This is a genomic window from Marinobacterium sp. NO-S09 (assembly GCF_059179545.1).
The window spans coordinates 362942-381237 of sequence record NZ_CP168954.1; the positions used below are offsets into that span (position 1 = coordinate 362942).

General features: G+C 57.1%; 17 protein-coding genes. 9 read left to right on the forward strand and 8 right to left on the reverse strand.

The features are described from left to right. Window position 1 precedes the first annotated feature (1 nt). From atpA to O3C79_RS01855, 4 genes are all read left to right on the forward strand, one after another. Window positions 2-1546, forward strand: coding sequence for a F0F1 ATP synthase subunit alpha (gene atpA / locus O3C79_RS01840; protein ID WP_010324487.1), 1545 nt, complete (start codon window positions 2-4; stop codon window positions 1544-1546). 74 nt (window positions 1547-1620) lie between these two features. Beyond that, on the forward strand, window positions 1621-2484 hold the full coding sequence (gene atpG, locus O3C79_RS01845) for a F0F1 ATP synthase subunit gamma (protein ID WP_010324488.1): 864 nt from the start codon (window positions 1621-1623) through the stop codon (window positions 2482-2484). Between the two features lie 37 nt (window positions 2485-2521). After that, complete coding sequence (gene atpD, locus O3C79_RS01850; RefSeq protein ID WP_010324489.1) at window positions 2522-3919, forward strand: F0F1 ATP synthase subunit beta; 1398 nt, start codon at window positions 2522-2524, stop codon at window positions 3917-3919. A 35-nt stretch (window positions 3920-3954) separates the two neighbouring features. Beyond that, window positions 3955-4380 (forward strand): F0F1 ATP synthase subunit epsilon, encoded by a 426-nt coding sequence (locus tag O3C79_RS01855; protein WP_010324490.1) that lies wholly within the window; start codon window positions 3955-3957, stop codon window positions 4378-4380. Between the two features lie 91 nt (window positions 4381-4471). On the opposite strand, the gene O3C79_RS01860 is transcribed toward O3C79_RS01855, so the two are convergent. Then, window positions 4472-5212, reverse strand: coding sequence for a TrmB family transcriptional regulator (locus O3C79_RS01860; protein WP_494384586.1), 741 nt, complete (start codon window positions 5210-5212; stop codon window positions 4472-4474). A 116-nt stretch (window positions 5213-5328) separates the two neighbouring features. Here O3C79_RS01860 and glmU point away from each other — a divergent pair, with 116 nt between their 5' ends. Both glmU and glmS read left to right on the forward strand, forming a co-directional pair. After that, window positions 5329-6696: a bifunctional UDP-N-acetylglucosamine diphosphorylase/glucosamine-1-phosphate N-acetyltransferase GlmU gene (gene glmU / locus O3C79_RS01865; RefSeq protein WP_494384587.1), complete on the forward strand. Its 1368-nt coding sequence runs from the start codon at window positions 5329-5331 to the stop codon at window positions 6694-6696. 2 nt (window positions 6697-6698) lie between these two features. Beyond that, window positions 6699-8525 (forward strand): glutamine--fructose-6-phosphate transaminase (isomerizing), encoded by a 1827-nt coding sequence (gene glmS, locus O3C79_RS01870; RefSeq protein WP_010324493.1) that lies wholly within the window; start codon window positions 6699-6701, stop codon window positions 8523-8525. A 14-nt stretch (window positions 8526-8539) separates the two neighbouring features. On the opposite strand, the gene O3C79_RS01875 is transcribed toward glmS, so the two are convergent. Both O3C79_RS01875 and O3C79_RS01880 read right to left on the reverse strand, forming a co-directional pair. Next, window positions 8540-8983: a YbaN family protein gene (locus O3C79_RS01875; RefSeq protein WP_494384588.1), complete on the reverse strand. Its 444-nt coding sequence runs from the start codon at window positions 8981-8983 to the stop codon at window positions 8540-8542. Between the two features lie 96 nt (window positions 8984-9079). Beyond that, complete coding sequence (locus O3C79_RS01880; protein WP_494384589.1) at window positions 9080-9691, reverse strand: esterase/lipase family protein; 612 nt, start codon at window positions 9689-9691, stop codon at window positions 9080-9082. A 168-nt stretch (window positions 9692-9859) separates the two neighbouring features. Here O3C79_RS01880 and O3C79_RS01885 point away from each other — a divergent pair, with 168 nt between their 5' ends. Beyond that, a complete protein-coding gene (locus O3C79_RS01885) occupies window positions 9860-11350 on the forward strand; it encodes an FMN-binding glutamate synthase family protein (protein WP_010324496.1) in 1491 nt (496 codons plus the stop codon). A 54-nt stretch (window positions 11351-11404) separates the two neighbouring features. Here O3C79_RS01885 and O3C79_RS01890 read toward each other — a convergent pair whose 3' ends face one another. Then, entirely contained in the window at window positions 11405-11614 is a 210-nt protein-coding gene (locus tag O3C79_RS01890; protein ID WP_494384590.1) for a PA3496 family putative envelope integrity protein, read from the reverse strand. A gap of 167 nt (window positions 11615-11781) precedes the next feature. Beyond that, window positions 11782-12684: an SIS domain-containing protein gene (locus O3C79_RS01895; protein ID WP_010324498.1), complete on the reverse strand. Its 903-nt coding sequence runs from the start codon at window positions 12682-12684 to the stop codon at window positions 11782-11784. Between the two features lie 189 nt (window positions 12685-12873). Between O3C79_RS01895 and O3C79_RS01900 the strand changes: the two genes are divergently transcribed. Continuing rightward, window positions 12874-13953 (forward strand): TRAP transporter substrate-binding protein, encoded by a 1080-nt coding sequence (locus O3C79_RS01900; RefSeq protein WP_139327238.1) that lies wholly within the window; start codon window positions 12874-12876, stop codon window positions 13951-13953. Between the two features lie 69 nt (window positions 13954-14022). Then, complete coding sequence (locus tag O3C79_RS01905) at window positions 14023-14724, forward strand: class I SAM-dependent methyltransferase (protein ID WP_494384591.1); 702 nt, start codon at window positions 14023-14025, stop codon at window positions 14722-14724. 272 nt (window positions 14725-14996) lie between these two features. On the opposite strand, the gene thiC is transcribed toward O3C79_RS01905, so the two are convergent. From thiC to O3C79_RS01920, 3 genes are read right to left on the reverse strand one after another with little or no spacing between them, the layout of a single operon-like run. Then, on the reverse strand, window positions 14997-16889 hold the full coding sequence (gene thiC, locus O3C79_RS01910) for a phosphomethylpyrimidine synthase ThiC (RefSeq protein WP_494384592.1): 1893 nt from the start codon (window positions 16887-16889) through the stop codon (window positions 14997-14999). A gap of 25 nt (window positions 16890-16914) precedes the next feature. Next, on the reverse strand, window positions 16915-17589 hold the full coding sequence (gene tenA / locus O3C79_RS01915) for a thiaminase II (protein WP_494384593.1): 675 nt from the start codon (window positions 17587-17589) through the stop codon (window positions 16915-16917). Then, entirely contained in the window at window positions 17576-18292 is a 717-nt protein-coding gene (locus O3C79_RS01920; RefSeq protein ID WP_494384594.1) for a TenA family protein, read from the reverse strand. Before O3C79_RS01920 ends, tenA begins: the two co-directional genes overlap by 14 nt. Window positions 18293-18296: the final 4 nt, after the last annotated feature.

Here is an 18296-nt window from a genome sequence, read left to right on the forward strand (position 1 = left end):
AATGCAGCAACTGAATCCTTCTGAGATCAGCGAGATTCTCAAGAAGCGCATCGAAAAGCTCGACGTGTCTTCTGAAGCCCGTAACGAGGGCACCATCGTTAGTGTTTCCGATGGTATTATCCTGATCCACGGTCTTGCCGACGTTATGTACGGCGAGATGATCGAATTCCCGGGTGGCGTCTACGGTATGGCGCTTAACCTGGAACGTGACTCTGTTGGCGCCGTAGTACTGGGCGACTACCAGGGTCTGGTAGAGGGCATGACTGCCCGTTGTACTGGTCGTATCCTTGAAGTACCGGTAGGTCCGGAACTGCTCGGTCGCGTTGTAGACGCGCTGGGTAACCCGATCGACGGCAAGGGTCCGATCGACGCGAAAATCACCGACGCTGTTGAAAAAGTAGCGCCGGGCGTAATCGCACGTCAGTCTGTTGATGAGCCGGTTCAGACCGGTCTGAAAGCAATCGACGCGATGGTGCCGGTTGGTCGTGGTCAGCGTGAGCTGATCATCGGTGACCGTCAGATCGGTAAGACTGCTATCGCTATCGATGCGATCATCAACCAGAAAGGCACTGGTATTAAATGTATCTACGTTGCGATCGGGCAGAAACAGTCCACTATCGCTAACGTGGTACGCAAGCTGGAAGAGCACGGCGCAATGGATCACACCATCGTCGTGGCTGCAGGCGCTGCCGATCCGGCTGCCATGCAGTACCTGGCACCGTACGCCGGTGCAACCATGGGTGAATACTTCCGTGACCGCGGTGAAGACGCGCTGATCGTATTTGACGACCTGACCAAGCAGGCTTGGGCATACCGTCAGATCTCTCTGCTGCTGCGTCGTCCGCCGGGCCGTGAAGCATATCCGGGTGACGTATTCTACTTGCACTCCCGTCTGCTGGAACGTGCGTCCCGCGTCAATGCCGATTACGTTGAACAGTTCACCAATGGCGAAGTGAAAGGCCAGACCGGTTCCCTGACCGCGCTGCCGATCATCGAGACCCAGGGTGGCGACGTATCTGCGTTCGTACCGACCAACGTTATCTCCATCACCGACGGTCAGATCTTCCTGGAAACCAGCCTGTTCAACTCTGGCGTACGTCCTGCAATCAACGCAGGTCTGTCCGTATCCCGAGTTGGTGGTTCTGCCCAGACCAAGATCATCAAGAAGCTGGGTGGCGGTGTGCGTCTGGCACTGGCTCAGTACCGTGAGCTGGCAGCGTTCGCACAGTTCGCTTCCGACCTGGATGATGCTACTCGTGACCAGCTGGAACACGGCCAGGCCGTTACCGAGCTGATGAAGCAGAAGCAGTACTCGCCGATGTCCGTCGCTGACATGGGTCTGAGCCTGTACGCTGCCAACGAAGGCTTCCTGAAAGGTGTCGAGCTGGACAAGATCGGTGCTTTCGAAACAGCCCTGGTCGCCTACTTCAACAGCGAACACGCTGATCTGATGGCGAAAGTGAACGAGAAAGGCGGTTACGACGACGAAATCGCGGCTCAGTTCAAGGCTGGCATCGAGAAGTTCAAGTCTACCCAAACTTGGTAATCGCTCGTCAGAGCTGGTGACCGGCCAGTAACACCGGCCGGTCCAATACTGAGTCAAGTTTAATAGGCGGAACTATGGCAGTCGGAAAAGAGATTAAGACGCAGATTGCGAGCATTGGCAGCACGCGCAAGATCACCAGCGCCATGGAAATGGTTGCTGCGTCGAAAATGCGCAAGGCCCAGGATCGCATGCAGTCTTCACGTCCGTACGCCCAGCGCATCCGTGGTGTGATTCAGCACCTGGCGAAAGCCAACCCTGAATACCAGCACCTCTATATGCAGGAGCGTGAGGTCAAACGAGTCGGTTTCATTGTTGTGGCATCCGACCGTGGCCTCTGTGGCGGTTTGAACGTTAACGCGTTCAAGGCAGCTGTAAGCAAAATGAAGGAATTCCATGATCAGAACATCGAAGTTGATGTCTGTGCACTGGGTTCCAAGGCAATCACCTTCTTCCGTAACTTCGGCGGTAACGTCGTAGCAGCGAAAGGCGGTCTCGGCGATGCGCCGGAACTGGAACAGCTGATCGGTTCGGTCAAGGTGATGCTGGATAACTTCGACGAAGGCAAACTGGATCAACTGTTCATCGTGTCTAACGACTTCGTGAACACCATGACCCAGAAGCCGACCGTTGAGCAGCTGCTGCCGCTGAAGGCGGAAGACGATGATGAGAATCTCAACCATCACTGGGACTATCTGTATGAACCTGACGCGGAAGAGCTGTTGAACGGCCTGCTGACGCGTTACATCGAGTCCCTGGTCTATCAGGCCGTGGTTGAGAACAATGCCTGTGAGCAGGCAGCACGTATGCTGGCGATGAAGAACGCAACCGATAACGCCGGCAACCTTATTGATGAGCTGCAATTGGTATACAACAAGGCTCGTCAGGCGGCGATTACTCAGGAAATTTCCGAGATCGTCGGTGGTGCTGCTGCTGTTTAACGCAGTGAACAGGTTTAAAAGTTAAGAGGATCCGAACATGAGTAGCGGACGTATTGTTCAGATTATCGGTGCGGTTGTGGACGTGGAATTCCCGCGTGACAACGTACCGAAGGTTTACGACGCATTGACCGTCGAAAAAACCGGCCTGACACTGGAAGTTCAGCAGCAGCTGGGCGACGGTGTCGTACGTGCAATTGCCATGGGTCAGACTGAAGGTCTGAACCGTGGTCTGGAAACAGTCAACACTGGCGCGCCGGTATCTGTACCGGTTGGTACGGCCACTCTGGGTCGTATCATGGACGTTCTGGGTAACCCGATCGACGAATGTGGTCCGATCGGTGAAGAAGAGCGTTACGCCATCCACCGTAAAGCGCCGTCCTACGCGGATCAGGCTGCGACCAACGAACTGCTGGAAACCGGCATCAAGGTTATCGACCTGGTATGCCCGTTTGCCAAGGGTGGTAAGATCGGTCTGTTCGGTGGTGCCGGTGTAGGTAAAACCGTAAACATGATGGAGCTGATCAACAACATCGCGACTCAGCACTCCGGTCTGTCTGTATTCGCAGGTGTAGGTGAGCGTACTCGTGAGGGTAACGACTTCTACCACGAGATGCAGGAAGCTGGCGTTGTTAACGTTGAGCAGTTCGACAAGTCTAAAGTAGCAATGGTCTACGGTCAGATGAACGAGCCGCCCGGCAACCGTCTGCGTGTAGCCCTGACCGGTCTGACCATGGCGGAAAAATTCCGTGATGAAGGCCGTGACGTACTGCTGTTCGTCGACAACATCTACCGTTACACCCTGGCGGGTACAGAGGTATCTGCACTGCTGGGTCGTATGCCTTCTGCGGTAGGTTACCAGCCGACACTGGCGGAAGAGATGGGCGTTCTGCAGGAGCGTATCACCTCTACCAAGACTGGTTCCATCACGTCTATCCAGGCGGTATACGTACCGGCGGATGACTTGACCGACCCGTCTCCGGCGACCACCTTCTCCCACCTTGACGCGACTGTAGTACTGTCTCGTCAGATCGCGGAGCTGGGTATCTACCCGGCGATTGACCCTCTGGATTCCACTTCTCGTCAGCTGGATCCGCTGGTTATCGGTCAGGAACACTACGAAATCGCTCGTGGCGTGCAGTCTACTCTGCAGCGTTACAAGGAGCTGAAGGACATCATCGCGATCCTGGGTATGGACGAGCTGTCTGAAGAAGACAAGCAGACTGTATCCCGTGCGCGTAAGATCCAGCGCTTCCTGTCTCAGCCGTTCTTCGTAGCTGAAGTATTTACCGGTGCACCGGGTAAATACGTGCCGCTGAAAGAAACCATCCGTGCCTTCAAGGGCATCCTGGATGGTGAGTACGATCACCTGCCGGAGCAGGCGTTCTACATGGTCGGCACTATCGACGAAGCAGTCGAGAAAGCGAAAGGCCTGTAATCGTTCCGAGCGGAACCTTTTAAGAGGTAATCAAGATGGCTATGACTGTTCATTGTGACATCGTAAGTGCTGAGGAGGAGATCTTCTCCGGCCTTATCGAATTTGTCTCCGTGACAGGTAGCCTGGGTGATCTGGGTGTATACCCGGGTCACGCTCCGCTTCTGACGGAACTGAAACCAGGCCCTGTCGAGCTGCGTACGCAGGGCGGTAAAGAAGACGTGTTCTACGTCTCCGGTGGCTTCATTGAAGTCCAGCCGCACAAAGTGACAGTGCTGGCTGATACAGCACTGCGCGCGGGTGATCTGAGTGAAGCTGCAGCAATTGAAGCCCAGAAGCATGCCGAGCATGCGATGGCCGACAAGACCGGCGAGTTTGAATACTCCCGTGCTGCGGCCCAGTTGGCTGAAGCAGCTGCCCAGCTGCGAACCCTGCAGCAGATTCGTCGCAAGGCCGGCAAGTAACCGGTTTTCCGACAACGCACAAAAAAGCAGCCTTCGGGCTGCTTTTTTTGTGTCCTGAAAAAGCCCTGGATATGACCCTCCCTTATACCTGTTACAGCAGGCCCCAGAGCGTATTAAAGATAATCTGCTGAGCTGCTGCCACTTCCCGTGAATCGATCACCACGGCCGTTGGGTAATTATCGGACGCAAGCGAAATGATGGCACAGCGGGGCGGATAAATAGCGATATAGGCCGCATCCACCGGCCCTTCAGTGCGAATCCATTTGCGCTCCGACAGCTCGGCGCTTTCACCCCCTTCACCAATGGCAATGGCACGCACACGAATCCCGCGTGCGATACGTTGCGCAGTAAAGTTCGGGAAAGGCCGGTAGAGCAGAGGCCGTATGGGCTTGGAGGAGAATACGGAATAGACCGGATCGTCCTGGCCACCGACACGATTAAGCACGTCACGCAGCACCTGTTCGATGCCGGCGTCACCCTCATAGAACTCTACATTGGCGATGCTGAAGTCCGGCTTGAGGTGGTGCAGATCAGGAATCACCGAGGTTTTCAGCTGGTCGATGGCACGGTCCAGCTGTTCCCGACGCTCATCCGCCAGTTGTAGTAGCACTTCGGGCTCACGGGCTGAAAAGTAACGCCGCTTGCCACGTGGCTGGTAGGTGACGATACCGCGCTGCTGCAGGCTCTTCAGGCATTCGTATGTACTGCCGCGATTGACACCGGCTCGTTCAGCAATGGTTCGAATTGAGCTCGGGCCGGATGCCAGCAATGCCCTGTATACAAGGACATCCCGCTCGCTCAGGCCAAGTTGTTTGAAGAGAGTTTGATTCATTTTGTCATTTTATTTGTGACAATTGGTCTTGATCGTTGAGCAGTATAAGCTAAAGTCGTGCCAAACGTATATGAAGGTGGTGTGACAGATCCCGCGCTGCCGAGGCTTGAGACTTTATGAAAACGGACGTAGTGATTCTGGCTGCCGGACAGGGTAGTCGCATGAAATCGGCGCTGCCCAAGGTGATGCATACCCTGGCGGGAAAACCCATGCTGCAGCACGTAATTGACAGTGCGAGGCAACTCCAGCCGCAGGGCCTTCATGTGGTCATCGGTCATGAAGGCGAGCAGGTCGAGCAGGCGATGGCGGATCAGGGGTTGAGCTTTGTTTGGCAGCGCGAGCAGTTGGGCACCGGTCACGCGGTGGCGCAGGCGATGCCGAATATCGATCAGGAATCTGTCGTGCTGGTGCTCTACGGTGATGTGCCGCTGACGCGCCCGGATACGCTGGAAAAGCTTACGCATATTGCTGCCCAGGGCGATCTGGGCCTGCTGACGGTCACGCTCGAAGATCCCACAGGCTATGGCCGCATTATCCGCAACGCCGTGGGTGATGTGGTGGCGATTGTCGAACACAAGGATGCCACCGAGCAGGAACAGCTGGTGCGTGAAGTGAATACCGGCATTCTGGCACTGCCATCGGCTGCGCTGCATGAGTGGCTACCGCGTCTGTCGTCCGACAACGCCCAGGGCGAATACTACCTCACGGATGTGATTGCCATGGCTGCAGAAGAAGGCATGCGTGTGCGTGCGATTCAGCCGGAAGCCGAGCAGGAAGTTCAGGGCGTTAACAACCGCATGCAACTGGCACAACTGGAGCGCTGGTATCAGCGTCAGCGAGCAGAGACGCTGATGGCATCGGGCGTAACCCTGGCCGATCCGGCACGTATCGATATTCGGGGCGACCTGACGGTTGGCCAGGATGTGCTGATCGATATCAATGCCATTTTTGAAGGCGAAGTGGTGCTGGAGGAAGGTGTCGAGATCGGCGCCAACTGCATTATCCGTAACGCCCGCATTGGCACCGGCACGCGCATCGAAGCCAACTCCATGATCGACGGTGCGGTTGTTGCGGAACATGCCCAGATTGGTCCTTTTGCACGACTGCGCCCCGGCACTGAGCTGTCCGCCGGGAGTAAGGTTGGTAACTTTGTCGAAACCAAGAAGGCACGTATCGGCGCCGGCTCCAAGGTGAATCATCTGAGTTATATCGGTGATGCTGAGGTAGGGGCTGACGTTAACGTGGGTGCTGGTACGATTACGTGCAACTATGACGGGGTCAATAAATCCACCACCCGGATCGGCGACGGTGCTTTTATCGGTTCCAACAGTGCACTGGTAGCCCCTGTCGACATCGAGGCAGGCGCAACCGTGGGGGCCGGCTCGACCATCACCAAAACAGTTGGCGAAGGACAACTGGCAGTGGCCCGTGGCAAGCAGGTGAATCTGAACAACTGGCCCAAGCCAACCAAAAAGGAATCCTGAGCATGTGTGGAATTGTTGGTGCTATCGCAGAGCGCCCGGTTGCCGGCATTTTGCTGGAAGGCTTACGTCGACTGGAGTATCGCGGTTATGACTCGGCGGGGATGGCCCTGCTGGAACAGGACCATATTCACCGCCTGCGTCGTATCGGCAAGGTTAAAGCGTTGGCCGACGCCTGTGAGCAGACGCCGGTGCCCGGACGTCTGGGCATTGCGCACACCCGTTGGGCCACCCATGGCAAACCCTCTGAAGCCAACGCCCATCCGCATATGTCAGGTGAACGCCTGGCGGTGGTGCATAACGGCATTATTGAAAATTTTGAACCGCTTAAGCAGGAGCTGCAGCAGCAGGGTTACAGTTTCTCATCGGAAACCGACACTGAGGTGGTCGCACATCTAATCGACAGTGCCATGCAGTCCGGTGCGACCGTGCAGCAGGCGCTGCAACAGACGCTGACCCGCCTGGAAGGTGCCTTTGCACTGGGTGTTATCCATGCCGATCAGCCGGATCAACTGCTGACAGCACGAAAAGGCAGCCCGCTGGTGATAGGTGTGGGCATTGGTGAAAACTTTATCGCCTCGGACCAACTGGCACTGTTGCCGGTTACGGACCGCTTCATGTTTCTGGAAGATGGCGATATTGCCATCCTGAAGGCAGACAGCATTCAGGTGCTGAATGACGCGGGTGAGCCGGTTGAGCGGGCGATTTCGACCTACGAGCACGGCCAGGGCAGTGCTGAAAAGGGCAATTTCCGTCATTTTATGCTCAAGGAGATCTACGAGCAGCCTGCAGTCATGCAAGCGGTGCTGGAAGGGCGGGTTGCCTCTGGTCATCTGCTGGAGCAAGCGTTTGGCAGTGAAGCCGCAGCCGTCTTTGATCAGGTCAAGCAGGTTCAGATTGTTGCCTGTGGCACCAGTTTCCATGCCGGTATGGTCGCCAAGTACTGGATTGAGGAACTGGTGGGTATCCCCTGCATGGTTGAAGTGGCCAGTGAGTTCCGCTATCGCCCGGTGGTTCTCCCGGAAGGCACCTTGCTGCTGACCCTGTCTCAGTCAGGTGAGACTGCCGATACCCTGGCGGCACTGCGTGAAGTGAAAGAACGTGTGCTGGCGACGCTGGCAATCTGCAATGTGCCCGGCAGTTCACTGGTACGCGAGTCCGACCTCAGTTTGATGACCAATGCCGGCCCGGAAATCGGTGTCGCTTCAACCAAGGCGTTCACCTCACAGCTGGTGGCCTTAATGCTGACGACTATTGCACTGGGGCGTCGCCATGGTCTGGAGAAGCAGAAGGAATCGGAACTGATTGCAGCCCTGCAGCAGCTGCCTGCTCTGCTGGAACAGTTGCTGACGCTGGATGGCCCCATTGAAGCCATGTCGGCTCACTTCGCCGAGAAGCATCACGCCTTGTTCCTGGGGCGCAACAGCCTGTATCCGGTGGCCATGGAAGGGGCGCTCAAGCTCAAGGAGATCTCCTACATTCATGCCGAGGCCTATCCAGCCGGTGAGCTCAAGCACGGCCCTCTGGCGCTGGTGGACAAGGAGATGCCGGTCATCGCCGTGGCGCCGCGTAACGGCATGCTGGACAAGCTCAAGGCGAATCTGCAGGAAGTGAAGGCGCGGGGCGGCGAGCTGTTTGTGTTTGCCGGCTGTGAGGAGAGCATCCAGCCGCAGGAAGGCATGCACGTTATACATCTGCCGGCGATGCCGTCAGTACTGGACCCGATCGCCTTTACCTTGCCACTGCAACTGTTGTCCTACCATGTGGCGGTGCTTAAGGGCACGGATGTGGACCAGCCACGTAACCTGGCCAAAAGCGTGACTGTGGAATAATCACTGAAACTGGTTCAGCGCTTGGAAGGATCCGAGTGCTTGAGCCAGCTTAGCTGTCGGGGCGCGGGCTCAGGTCGGGACCAGACTACCCAGGCGCCGGTGGCGAGCAAAGCCAGTACGGGCATCAGCACCAACGGGTGACGAATAAATACCAGTATCAGTGCCAGCGCGACCAGCATGCCTCCACTGGCAACCCACTTGGTGTGTCGGTCGATGTAACCGCCGTCTTCCCAGTTACGCAGACGGGGGCCAAACAGACTGTGCTGTTCAATCCAGCGGCGCAGGCGGGGTGAGCAGCGTGAAGCGCTCCAGGCGGCAATCAGCACAAACACCGTCGTCGGCATGCCCGGCAATACCACACCAATCAGAGCCAGGGCAATACAGACCCACGTCAGCAGATGCCAGCCCCACCGGATCCAGCGAGTGTTATCTGTGTGTGAATACCTGTCCTGTTCCATGCTTCAGGCCCCTGCCCCTTTGGCTATTAGTATAGATAATGAGCCAAACCCCGACAGATGGACAATTTATCTGCTCATTGCTTGCGATAGTTCAAGTTAATCGGGTGCGGGTGCCGCCAGAACCTCAAGAATATAGCCCAGAACCCTGCGCGAATAGATCAGGCTGGTATGACTGAGCGGAAACACACGGTGTTCGGTCATACCGGTAATACGGGTTTCATCGAGTAGCACCGTGCCATCGGAATCCGAGCCGCGTCTCAGCAGGGGCATCAAGCCAACGGGAAGGTCGCCGGCGATGCTGTAGAGACGGGCGTCAAAGGGCCAGTGCTGATTGTCATTGAGCAGATATTCGATACTGTTTTTCAGCATGGCCTTAAGGCGGGAGCCATGGATTTCACGTGCCAGGTGGCTGCCCTTATGCGGGGTACCCAGAGTGATCACGCGGTCGACCCACTGACTGGCCGGGCGCTGTGACTCCAGGTAGCGGCGCGCAATGAGTCCGCCCATGGAGTGGCACACGAATGCAGTGGGGGAGGCATCGATAAAATCATCGATGCGCTGGCAGATGCTCTCCAGGTCTGGCGACAGGGTGTTGTAACTCAGGTTCAGAATCTCGTATCCCTGCTTTTCCAGGCGACGGCACAACGGCTGCATCACCAGCCCTGACATATACAGTCCATGTAACACAACGACCTTGGTAACGTCCATGGGGCAGACCTCTTCCTTGTTTGCGTGTAGATGGTTTACGTGCAGATGACATTCAGATTACTCCGCATTGAGCGTCTGTAAAGCCTGTTCTTGTCCGGGCTGAGGTCATGGCTGTCGAGCGTGCAGCGGAGTAGGATAGGGGCGTTCAAGCAATGGAGCACGGATGAGATGAACGAGACCCTTTTCATGCTGGCCATCGACTTTATCGCGCTGATCGGTGTGATTGTGCTGCTGCTGATTGTGGCGGCGCTGGTCACCGGCGTGGTGATGTATCAGATCGACAAGCGTCAGACGGCCCACACCATAAGACGCAACTACCCTTTACTGGGACGTTTCCGTTACATCTTTGAAGAGCTGGGAGAGTTTTTCCGGCAGTACTTTTTTGCCATGGACCGCGAAGAGATGCCGTTCAACCGGGCGCAGCGCTCCTGGGTGTATCGGGCGGCAAAAAACATCGATAACACCATCGCTTTCGGCTCTACCCGTGATCTGCGCAAGCCGGGTACCTACTACTTTCTCAACTGCCCCTTTCCGACCCTGAGTGAGGATGCGGCCGGCACCCAGCCCATGCGGATAGGTCCCTATTGCCGTACGCCTTATGAAGCGCCTTCGTTCCTGAATGTGTCGGGCATGAGTTTTGGTGCTCTGTCGGCGCCTGCGGTAACGGCCCTGTCCAAGGGGGCGGCGCGGGCCGGCTGCTGGATGAACACCGGTGAGGGCGCTCTGTCCAAGTATCATCTGGAAGGTGGCTGTGACATCGTGTTCCAGATTGGTACCGCCAAATACGGTGTGCGCAATGCCGAGGGGCGCCTGGATGATGCCAAGCTGGCCAAGGTTGCCGAGATCGAGCAGGTACGCATGTTCGAGATCAAGTTGAGCCAGGGCGCCAAACCGGGCAAGGGCGGTATTCTCCCCGGCGACAAGGTTACGCCGGAAATTGCTGAAACACGCGGTATTCCGGTGGGGCAGGCATCCATCAGTCCCAACCGTCATCCCGAAATCGCCAGTATTGATGACTTGCTCGACTTTATTGCCCATGTGCGTGAAGTGACCGGCAAACCGGTGGGGTTCAAACTGGTACTGGGATCGACCGACTGGCTGGACAGCTTTTGTGAAGCGGTATTGAAGCGGGGCAGTGAAGCAGCGCCGGACTTTATTACGCTGGACAGCTCCGACGGCGGTACCGGGGCTGCACCCATGCCGTTGATGGACAGTGTGGGCCTGCCATTGAGGGAAAGCCTGCCGCTGCTGGTGAACAAGCTTCATCAACATAATCTGCGCAACCGGGTGCGTATCATCGCCTCAGGCAAGCTGATCAACCCCACGGATGTGGCGGCGGCGATCTGCCTGGGTGCGGATTTCGTGGTAACCGCGCGCGGTTTCATGTTTGCACTGGGCTGTATTCAGGCCCTGCAGTGCAACAAAAATACCTGTCCCACCGGCATTACCACCCATGACCCCAAACTGCAGCAGGGGCTGGTGCCCGATGTGAAAGCCGAGCGCGTAGCCAACTTCCACCAGAACCTGGTGCACGAAGTTGAGCTGATTGCGCATTCGTGCGGCGTCACCGAGCCCCGTCAGCTGCGGCGTGAGCATGCAGCCGTCGTAGTGGATGGCGGTGGTGCGGTACCGCTCAATATTCTGTATCCGAACTCATAGTTTCCAGAGTTCGGAAAACAAAAAGCCCGTTCCTTGCGGAGCGGGCTTCACACGCTATTCGTTTTCTTCAAACCAGGATTCTTCATCGAGCCAGGTAGAGAGCTCCTTGTCCTCTCTGCGGCGTTCGATGGCGCGCCGTGCTTCCAACAGCCGGCGGGTCGCGTGCTGCTTGCGACGATTCTTCTCTTCGACATCGTAACCCACCATGATGTCGAAAACCTCGGTCCGGATGGGATCCAGGTCCTGCTCTTTCCTTATCAGCATAGCCTTGCTCCGATCTCAGGGTCGCTGTAATCAGGAGACTTTGTGTCTGTCTGATGACAGCAAACACAGTGGAGATTCTTATTTACCCCAATATTGGTGAAATTTCAAACACCCTGGGGCCAAGTCAAGACTAAAAGAGGAGTATGTCAGCGGTGTGACGGCGAGAATTACTCGCCGCCGAGGTCGTCACTATGGGGGCGGCGCAGGGGCGGGATGCGCTTGTCATTCTGGCGCAGGCTGCGCAGACTGCGTTTGATGGTCTTGAGGTGATCAACCAGCGCAGGGCCCAGTTTCATGGCAACGCCGACCGCCAGAACATCGATAATGACCAGGTGCACCACACGGGAGGACATCAGGGTGCTCAGGTCCTTGTCTTCTTCCACATCCACATGGATGGGGATGGTGGCCAGATCGGCCAGGGGGGTACCGCCCGGGCAGAGCGTAATGACCGTCGCGCCCTTGTCGCGGACCAGTTTCACGGTATGGAGCAGGTCCTTGGTGCGGCCGGTCTGGGAAATGGCGACGACAACATCACCCTCACCCAGTGTCAGGGCCGAGATAGTCTGCATATGCGGGTCGGAATAGGCGGCAGCCGAGACCATCAAACGGTAGAACTTGTGCTGGGCGTCGGCACAGACCGGCGCCGAGGCACCAAAGCCGTAGAATTCAACACGTTTGGCCTTGGCCAGGGCATCAATGGCTTCTTCCAGCGTACCAGGCTCAAGCTGATCACGGATGTTGATCAGGTTGCCGATCATCGAGTCGAAGATTTTCTGCTTGAACTCGATCACCGTATCCTTGGAGTCCAGCGAGAACTGCTCAAAGCTGGCATTGCTGGCCAGCCCCTGTGCCAGGGTCAGTTTGAAATCCTGAAAGCCGTCATAATCCAGGGCACGACAGAAGCGCACGACCGTGGGTTCACTGACCTGGGCTTCAGAGGCCAGATCGACAATCCGCATGTGGATGACATCATTGGGGTTGGCCAACACATAATCGGCCACCTTCTGTTCCGACTTGCGCAACCGCGGTCGAGCTTCGGCAATGGATTTGAGCAGGTTAAAGGAGTTCATCTCCGAGGATTCCGGTTAATCATTGTTTTAACGGCAGTATAACAACGAATGGGATACCCGCCCATGACTCCATGCGTCAGCGGATGAGCACTTTAGGCCAGTTTGCGTGGGCCAATTGCAGGGGGTGGGGGAGCATGCTAATTTCATCTAGTTTTCACACAAAAACTACAACGAATAAGGAATTCTCACGTGAAACGCAGACAATTTATTCGCGGCGCAGGTGCTGCGACTGTAGCTGCTGGTGCGATGATGTCATCCAAGGCGATGGCGGCCCCTGAATTCAAGTGGAAAATGGTCACTACCTGGCCGAAGAACTTCCCGGGCCTGGGTACCGGTGCCAACCAGCTGGCCGAGATGATCAACAAAATGTCCAACGGCCGTATCCAAGTCAAAGTGTACGGTGCCGGTGAACTGGTCGGTGCACTGGAGATCTTCGATGCCGTCTCCCGTGGCACCGCGGAAATGGGACATGGCGCTTCCTACTACTGGAAAGGCAAAAGTACGGCTGCGCAGTTCTTCGCCGCAGTACCTTTCGGCCTGACCGCTCAGGAAATGAACGCCTGGTTGTACCAGGGCGGCGGTATGGAACTCTGGGAAGAGGTATACGACAAGTTCGGTCTGGTACCGGGTGCCGCAGGTAACACCGGTGTGCAGATGGGCGGCTGGTTTAACAAGGAAATCAACGGCGTTGAAGACCTCAAGGGGCTGAAAATGCGTATCCCGGGCCTGGGCGGTGAAGTGCTCAAGCGTGCCGGCGGTACTCCGGTACTGCTGCCGGGTGGCGAGATCTTCCCGTCACTGCAGTCCGGTGCCATTGATGCCACCGAATGGGTAGGTCCGTACAACGATATGGCATTTGGTCTGCACAAGGCTGCCAAATACTACTACTACCCGGGCTGGCATGAGCCGGGCACCACGCTGGAGTGCTTCATCAACAAGGAAGCCTTCATGGCCCTGCCGGAAGACCTGCAGATCATCGTGCGCAACGCCCTGCGTGTCGCCAACCAGGACATGCTGGCCGAGTTCATGACCAAGAACAACCAGGCACTGGACCAGCTGGTCAACAAGCACGGTGTCGAGCTGCGCAACTTCCCGGATGATGTCATGATCAAGCTGCGTGAGATCTCTGATCAGGTTGTGGCTGAGGAAGCCGAGAAGGATGAAATGACCAAGAAGGTGTATGACTCATTTGTCCAGTTCCGCGACCAGGTGCAGAAATGGACAGCCGTTTCTGAGCAGGCTTACATCAACGGCCGTTCACTGGGTTAAACGGACGATGTAAGTAAATGAAAAGGCTGGAGATTCTCCGGCCTTTTTTGTGTCTACAGGAGAGATCCGATGTCTGACTCATTGCAGGAACTGCGTGACTACCTGACCCGTCACCATGGCGGGGATGGTCAACGGGCCGTGACCCGAACACTGGAAGGCCATGCCCGCAACCATGATGACAACTTCCGCCGCTTCTGGGCCGAGCATGCTGCCCCGCAACTGCAGCAGGGCAGCCGAGTCGTGGATCTGGGCTGTGGCCCCGGCCTGTTTTTACGTGATTTGTCCCTGACCGGCCCGGCGCTTGAACTGGTGGGGGTTGAAGCAGCGCCGTATATGTTGGAGCAGGCCTGTGAGGATGACTACGGCTTCAGCATTCGGGTGGCGGACCTGAATGACCCGCCTGCAGACCTGTTTGATCACGCCAGTCTGGATGTGGCGCTGGCCAACCGGTTATTTCACGAGCTGCATCAGCCACTGGTGCTGCTGCAAAAGCTGCACGGCTGGCTCAAGCCCGGTGGTGTCTTGATAGTGATTGATATGGTGCGTCAGCCATTGGGCAGCTTTCTGACGCATAAATTCGGCCAGGATCGACTGGATGAACCCTTGGGGGCGAAGGAGATGGTGGCTCTGTTCGAAGACTACTTTGAACACAACCGCTATCACGACTCGGACCTGCTGGCGCTGCTGGCCATGACTGGCTTTGAAATTCTGGCTGATGAGCCGATTCGCAGTGGCCGCGCCGTGCAGATTGCGGCTAGACGGCCGTACTAGTATCGAGCCTTAAATACCCGGGACAAAGGGCACGCCGCAGCAGCCCGACAGCAGCAGGCTAGCCGTCGCGAGGATCAGAAATCGTTTCATCTGGAGCATCTCCCAAAAAGTCCGCTAGTTTAGCGCTCCAGGGGCATAATGTCCGATGGTTGTGACATTTTTACTGGCACGACGCCAGCTAGCCGTCCAGCTCCTGAATGCTGGAAAAGATATTCAGGTCCGGCAGCGCCTTCACAATTCAGGGCCCCCTGACGTGCAGGGGGCCCTGAAGGTCATACCTTGTGGTACAGCTCGGCGCCGCTGCCTTTGAACTCTTCCGACTTTTCTTTCATGCCCTGTTCGGCCTGGGCATTGATTGCCGCGACCTGGGAGTCATCCAGATCACGTACTTCCTGAGAGATCTTCATGGAGCAGAACTTGGGTCCGCACATGGAGCAGAAGTGTGCCACCTTGGCCGATTCCTTGGGCAGGGTTTCGTCGTGGTAGGCACGGGCAGTGTCCGGGTCCAGACCGATATTGAACTGGTCTTCCCAGCGGAACTCGAAACGCGCCTTGGACATGGCGTTGTCACGGATCTGTGCACCCGGGTGGCCTTTCGCCAGGTCGGCGGCGTGAGCGGCGATCTTGTAGGTGATGATGCCGGTCTTGACGTCGTCCTTGTTGGGCAGGCCCAGGTGTTCCTTCGGGGTTACGTAGCAGAGCATGGCGCAGCCGTACCAGCCGATCATCGCGGCGCCGATCCCGGAGGTGATGTGGTCGTAGCCCGGTGCAATGTCGGTGGTCAATGGGCCCAGGGTGTAGAAGGGCGCTTCCTCGCACTCCTTGAGCTGCTTGTCCATGTTCTCCTTGATCATGTGCATGGGCACATGCCCCGGACCTTCAATCATCACCTGCACATCATGCTGCCAGGCGATTTTAGTGAGCTCGCCCAGAGTTTCCAGCTCGGCGAACTGGGCTTCGTCGTTGGCATCGTATACGGAACCCGGACGCAGACCGTCACCGAGAGAGAAGGCCACATCGTAAGCCTTGCAGATTTCGCAGATCTCTTCGAAATGGGTGTAGAGGAAGTTTTCCTCGTGGTGCGCCAGGCACCATTTCGCCATGATGGAGCCGCCACGGGAGACGATGCCGGTCATGCGTTTGGCAGTCAGCGGTACGTAGCGCAGCAGTACGCCGGCGTGAATGGTGAAGTAATCCACGCCCTGTTCTGCCTGTTCGATCAGGGTGTCGCGGAACACTTCCCAGTTCAGGTCTTCGGCCACGCCGTTAACCTTTTCCAGCGCCTGGTAGATGGGTACGGTGCCGATCGGAACCGGCGAGTTGCGCAGGATCCACTCGCGGGTTTCATGGATGTTCTTGCCGGTGGACAGGTCCATGATGGTGTCGGAGCCCCAGCGAGTACCCCAGGTCATCTTGGCGACCTCTTCCTCAATGGAAGAACCCAGCGCCGAGTTACCGATGTTACCGTTAATCTTCACCAGGAAGTTGCGGCCGATGATCATCGGTTCCAGTTCCGGGTGGTTGATGTTGCAGGGGATGATGGCACGGCCGGAAGCAACTTCATCGCGCACGAATTCCGGTGTGATCTCCTCCGGCAGCTGAGCACCGAATGCCTGTCCCGGATGCTGTTCGGCCACCGGGTTGCCCGCGGCTTTGGCCTTGGCCAGCTTCATGTTTTCGCGGATGGCGATGTATTCCATCTCTGGCGTGATGATGCCCTGACGTGCGTAGTGCAGCTGGGTCACGTTTCCTGCCCGGCCATCTTTTAAGGGGCGTGCACGGCGCGGCTGGCGGGTGAGCTCGAAACGCAGCTCGTCCAGGCGCAGGTCGGCGGCACGGGTGCGGCCGTATTCGGAGGTCAGGCCGTCCAGTTGTTCGGTGTCGTCACGTTCCAGAATCCAGTTTTCACGCAGGGGGGCCAGACCCTTGCGGACATCGATCTCCACCGTCGGGTCGGTGTAAGGGCCAGAGGTATCATAGACATACAGCGGGTCGTTCTTTTCGCCGCCCATATCGGTAGGGGTATCGTCCAGAGTGATCTCGCGCATGGGGACGCGAATGTCGGGGCGACTGCCTTCAACGTATACCTTCCGGGATTTCGGGAAGGGCTGTACGGAATCCTTGTCTACTTGTGCCGTGTTGCTCAAATGCTGTGTGCTCATCATCTCTCCAGAGACTTTATTGTAATAATCAGTCGGCCAGATCCAGGCCCATCTGCCAGAAGCTGACTTCCATGCGGGTGGCAGTGCTAAAGCGTTTTTCCAGTGCTGCAATGCGATCCGCCGGCAGCTGCTGTCCCAGCTTGTCCAGCAGTTCGCGTTCGGTGTTGGCGGCCTGTTGGTATTCCTCGCTCAGGTACATCTCGATCCAGGCGTTGTAGGGATTGCCTTCACGAACGGTATCCGGCTGTGCGGCCAGCCAGTTGGCGATTTCGGCATAACCCAGGATGCAGGGTGCCAGTGCTACGTGCAGGTCGAGCAGGTCACCGGCGAAACCGGCATCCAGCACATAGCGGGTGTAGGCCACGGTGGCCGAGGCTTCGGGCAGGGCACGCAGGTCGGTTTCACTGATGCCCCAGTCACGGCAGTAATCCACGTGCAGACCGATCTCGGTATCCAGCATGGCGTTGAGGCCCGCCTGGGCGTAGCGCATGCTGTCCAGGTCTTCGCTCTTGAACACGGCCAGGCCCCAGGCGCGGCTGAACTGGATCAGAAACAGATAATCCTGCTTGAGATAATGCTGGAAACATTCCTTGGGCAAGGTGCCCTGACCCAGCTGGCGCACGAAGTCATGCCGGATATAGGCGTCCCAGTCGTCGGCACACTGGGCTTTCAGGTGTTCGTACAGAGACTTATTTGCTGACACGCGGGACCTCCTGTTCGGTTACAGATGCAGGATCGAGGCTGGCGCTGAAGAATTGATGCTCCAGCACGCAGATGCGTTTAAACAGCTCGGCCAGTTGTTCCAGGCGGGTGTCATCCTGATTGGCAAAGCTGTCGACCTGGGCACGCAGCCAGGCGACAAACTGCTCAAACTCCGGCAGCACATGAATATCAATCCATTCCTGCAGGTAGAAGCGGCTGCCGCGGGGCTTTTCGGCCTGCGCCTGAGACCAGCTCAGGTAGGACCACTCGGCAACGCAGAGACAGATGATCGCGTCTTCGTAGCGGTGCTCGGAGGCTTGCATCGTATCGATGATGGCCTGGCTGACCGGATGCAGCTTAGGGTTCAGGTAGTCTGCCTCACTCAGCCCCAGTGCTTCGAAAGAGCGCAGGAAGTAGGTGTTCTCGTCACTGGTCAGGGCGGCAAGAAAGCCGGCCAGCACTGTTTTCGGCGGCATCGCAGGGGCGTTGGCAATGGTCCGGGCCACCAGGTTCACCAGCGTTTCGATGAAAGCATAGTCCTGCACCAGATAGCGGGCATAGGTAGCGTCATCCAGGCGGTCATCACCCAGCGCTTGCGTAAACGGGTGGCTCACGGACAGGTCCCAGTCTGCCTGGGCGAACCCTCTAAGCTGCTCGCTGAGTGGCAGCTGAGGGTGTTGTTGGCGGTAGTTGGCAAAGGTCATCTTG

Excerpts from the sequence above, each read along its gene's own strand:
- O3C79_RS01920 (WP_494384594.1), bottom strand. The coding sequence starts at position 18,292 with ATGACCTTTGCCAACTACCGCCAACAACACCCTCAGCTGCCACTCAGC.
- atpG (WP_010324488.1), top strand. The coding sequence starts at position 1,621 with ATGGCAGTCGGAAAAGAGATTAAGACGCAGATTGCGAGCATTGGCAGC.
- O3C79_RS01875 (WP_494384588.1), bottom strand. The coding sequence starts at position 8,983 with ATGGAACAGGACAGGTATTCACACACAGATAACACTCGCTGGATCCGG.
- O3C79_RS01905 (WP_494384591.1), top strand. The coding sequence starts at position 14,023 with ATGTCTGACTCATTGCAGGAACTGCGTGACTACCTGACCCGTCACCAT.
- atpD (WP_010324489.1), top strand. The coding sequence starts at position 2,522 with ATGAGTAGCGGACGTATTGTTCAGATTATCGGTGCGGTTGTGGACGTG.
- O3C79_RS01885 (WP_010324496.1), top strand. The coding sequence starts at position 9,860 with ATGAACGAGACCCTTTTCATGCTGGCCATCGACTTTATCGCGCTGATC.
- glmS (WP_010324493.1), top strand. The coding sequence starts at position 6,699 with ATGTGTGGAATTGTTGGTGCTATCGCAGAGCGCCCGGTTGCCGGCATT.
- thiC (WP_494384592.1), bottom strand. The coding sequence starts at position 16,889 with ATGATGAGCACACAGCATTTGAGCAACACGGCACAAGTAGACAAGGAT.
- O3C79_RS01860 (WP_494384586.1), bottom strand. The coding sequence starts at position 5,212 with ATGAATCAAACTCTCTTCAAACAACTTGGCCTGAGCGAGCGGGATGTC.
- O3C79_RS01890 (WP_494384590.1), bottom strand. The coding sequence starts at position 11,614 with ATGCTGATAAGGAAAGAGCAGGACCTGGATCCCATCCGGACCGAGGTT.
- O3C79_RS01855 (WP_010324490.1), top strand. The coding sequence starts at position 3,955 with ATGGCTATGACTGTTCATTGTGACATCGTAAGTGCTGAGGAGGAGATC.
- O3C79_RS01880 (WP_494384589.1), bottom strand. The coding sequence starts at position 9,691 with ATGGACGTTACCAAGGTCGTTGTGTTACATGGACTGTATATGTCAGGG.
- glmU (WP_494384587.1), top strand. The coding sequence starts at position 5,329 with ATGAAAACGGACGTAGTGATTCTGGCTGCCGGACAGGGTAGTCGCATG.
- atpA (WP_010324487.1), top strand. The coding sequence starts at position 2 with ATGCAGCAACTGAATCCTTCTGAGATCAGCGAGATTCTCAAGAAGCGC.
- O3C79_RS01895 (WP_010324498.1), bottom strand. The coding sequence starts at position 12,684 with ATGAACTCCTTTAACCTGCTCAAATCCATTGCCGAAGCTCGACCGCGG.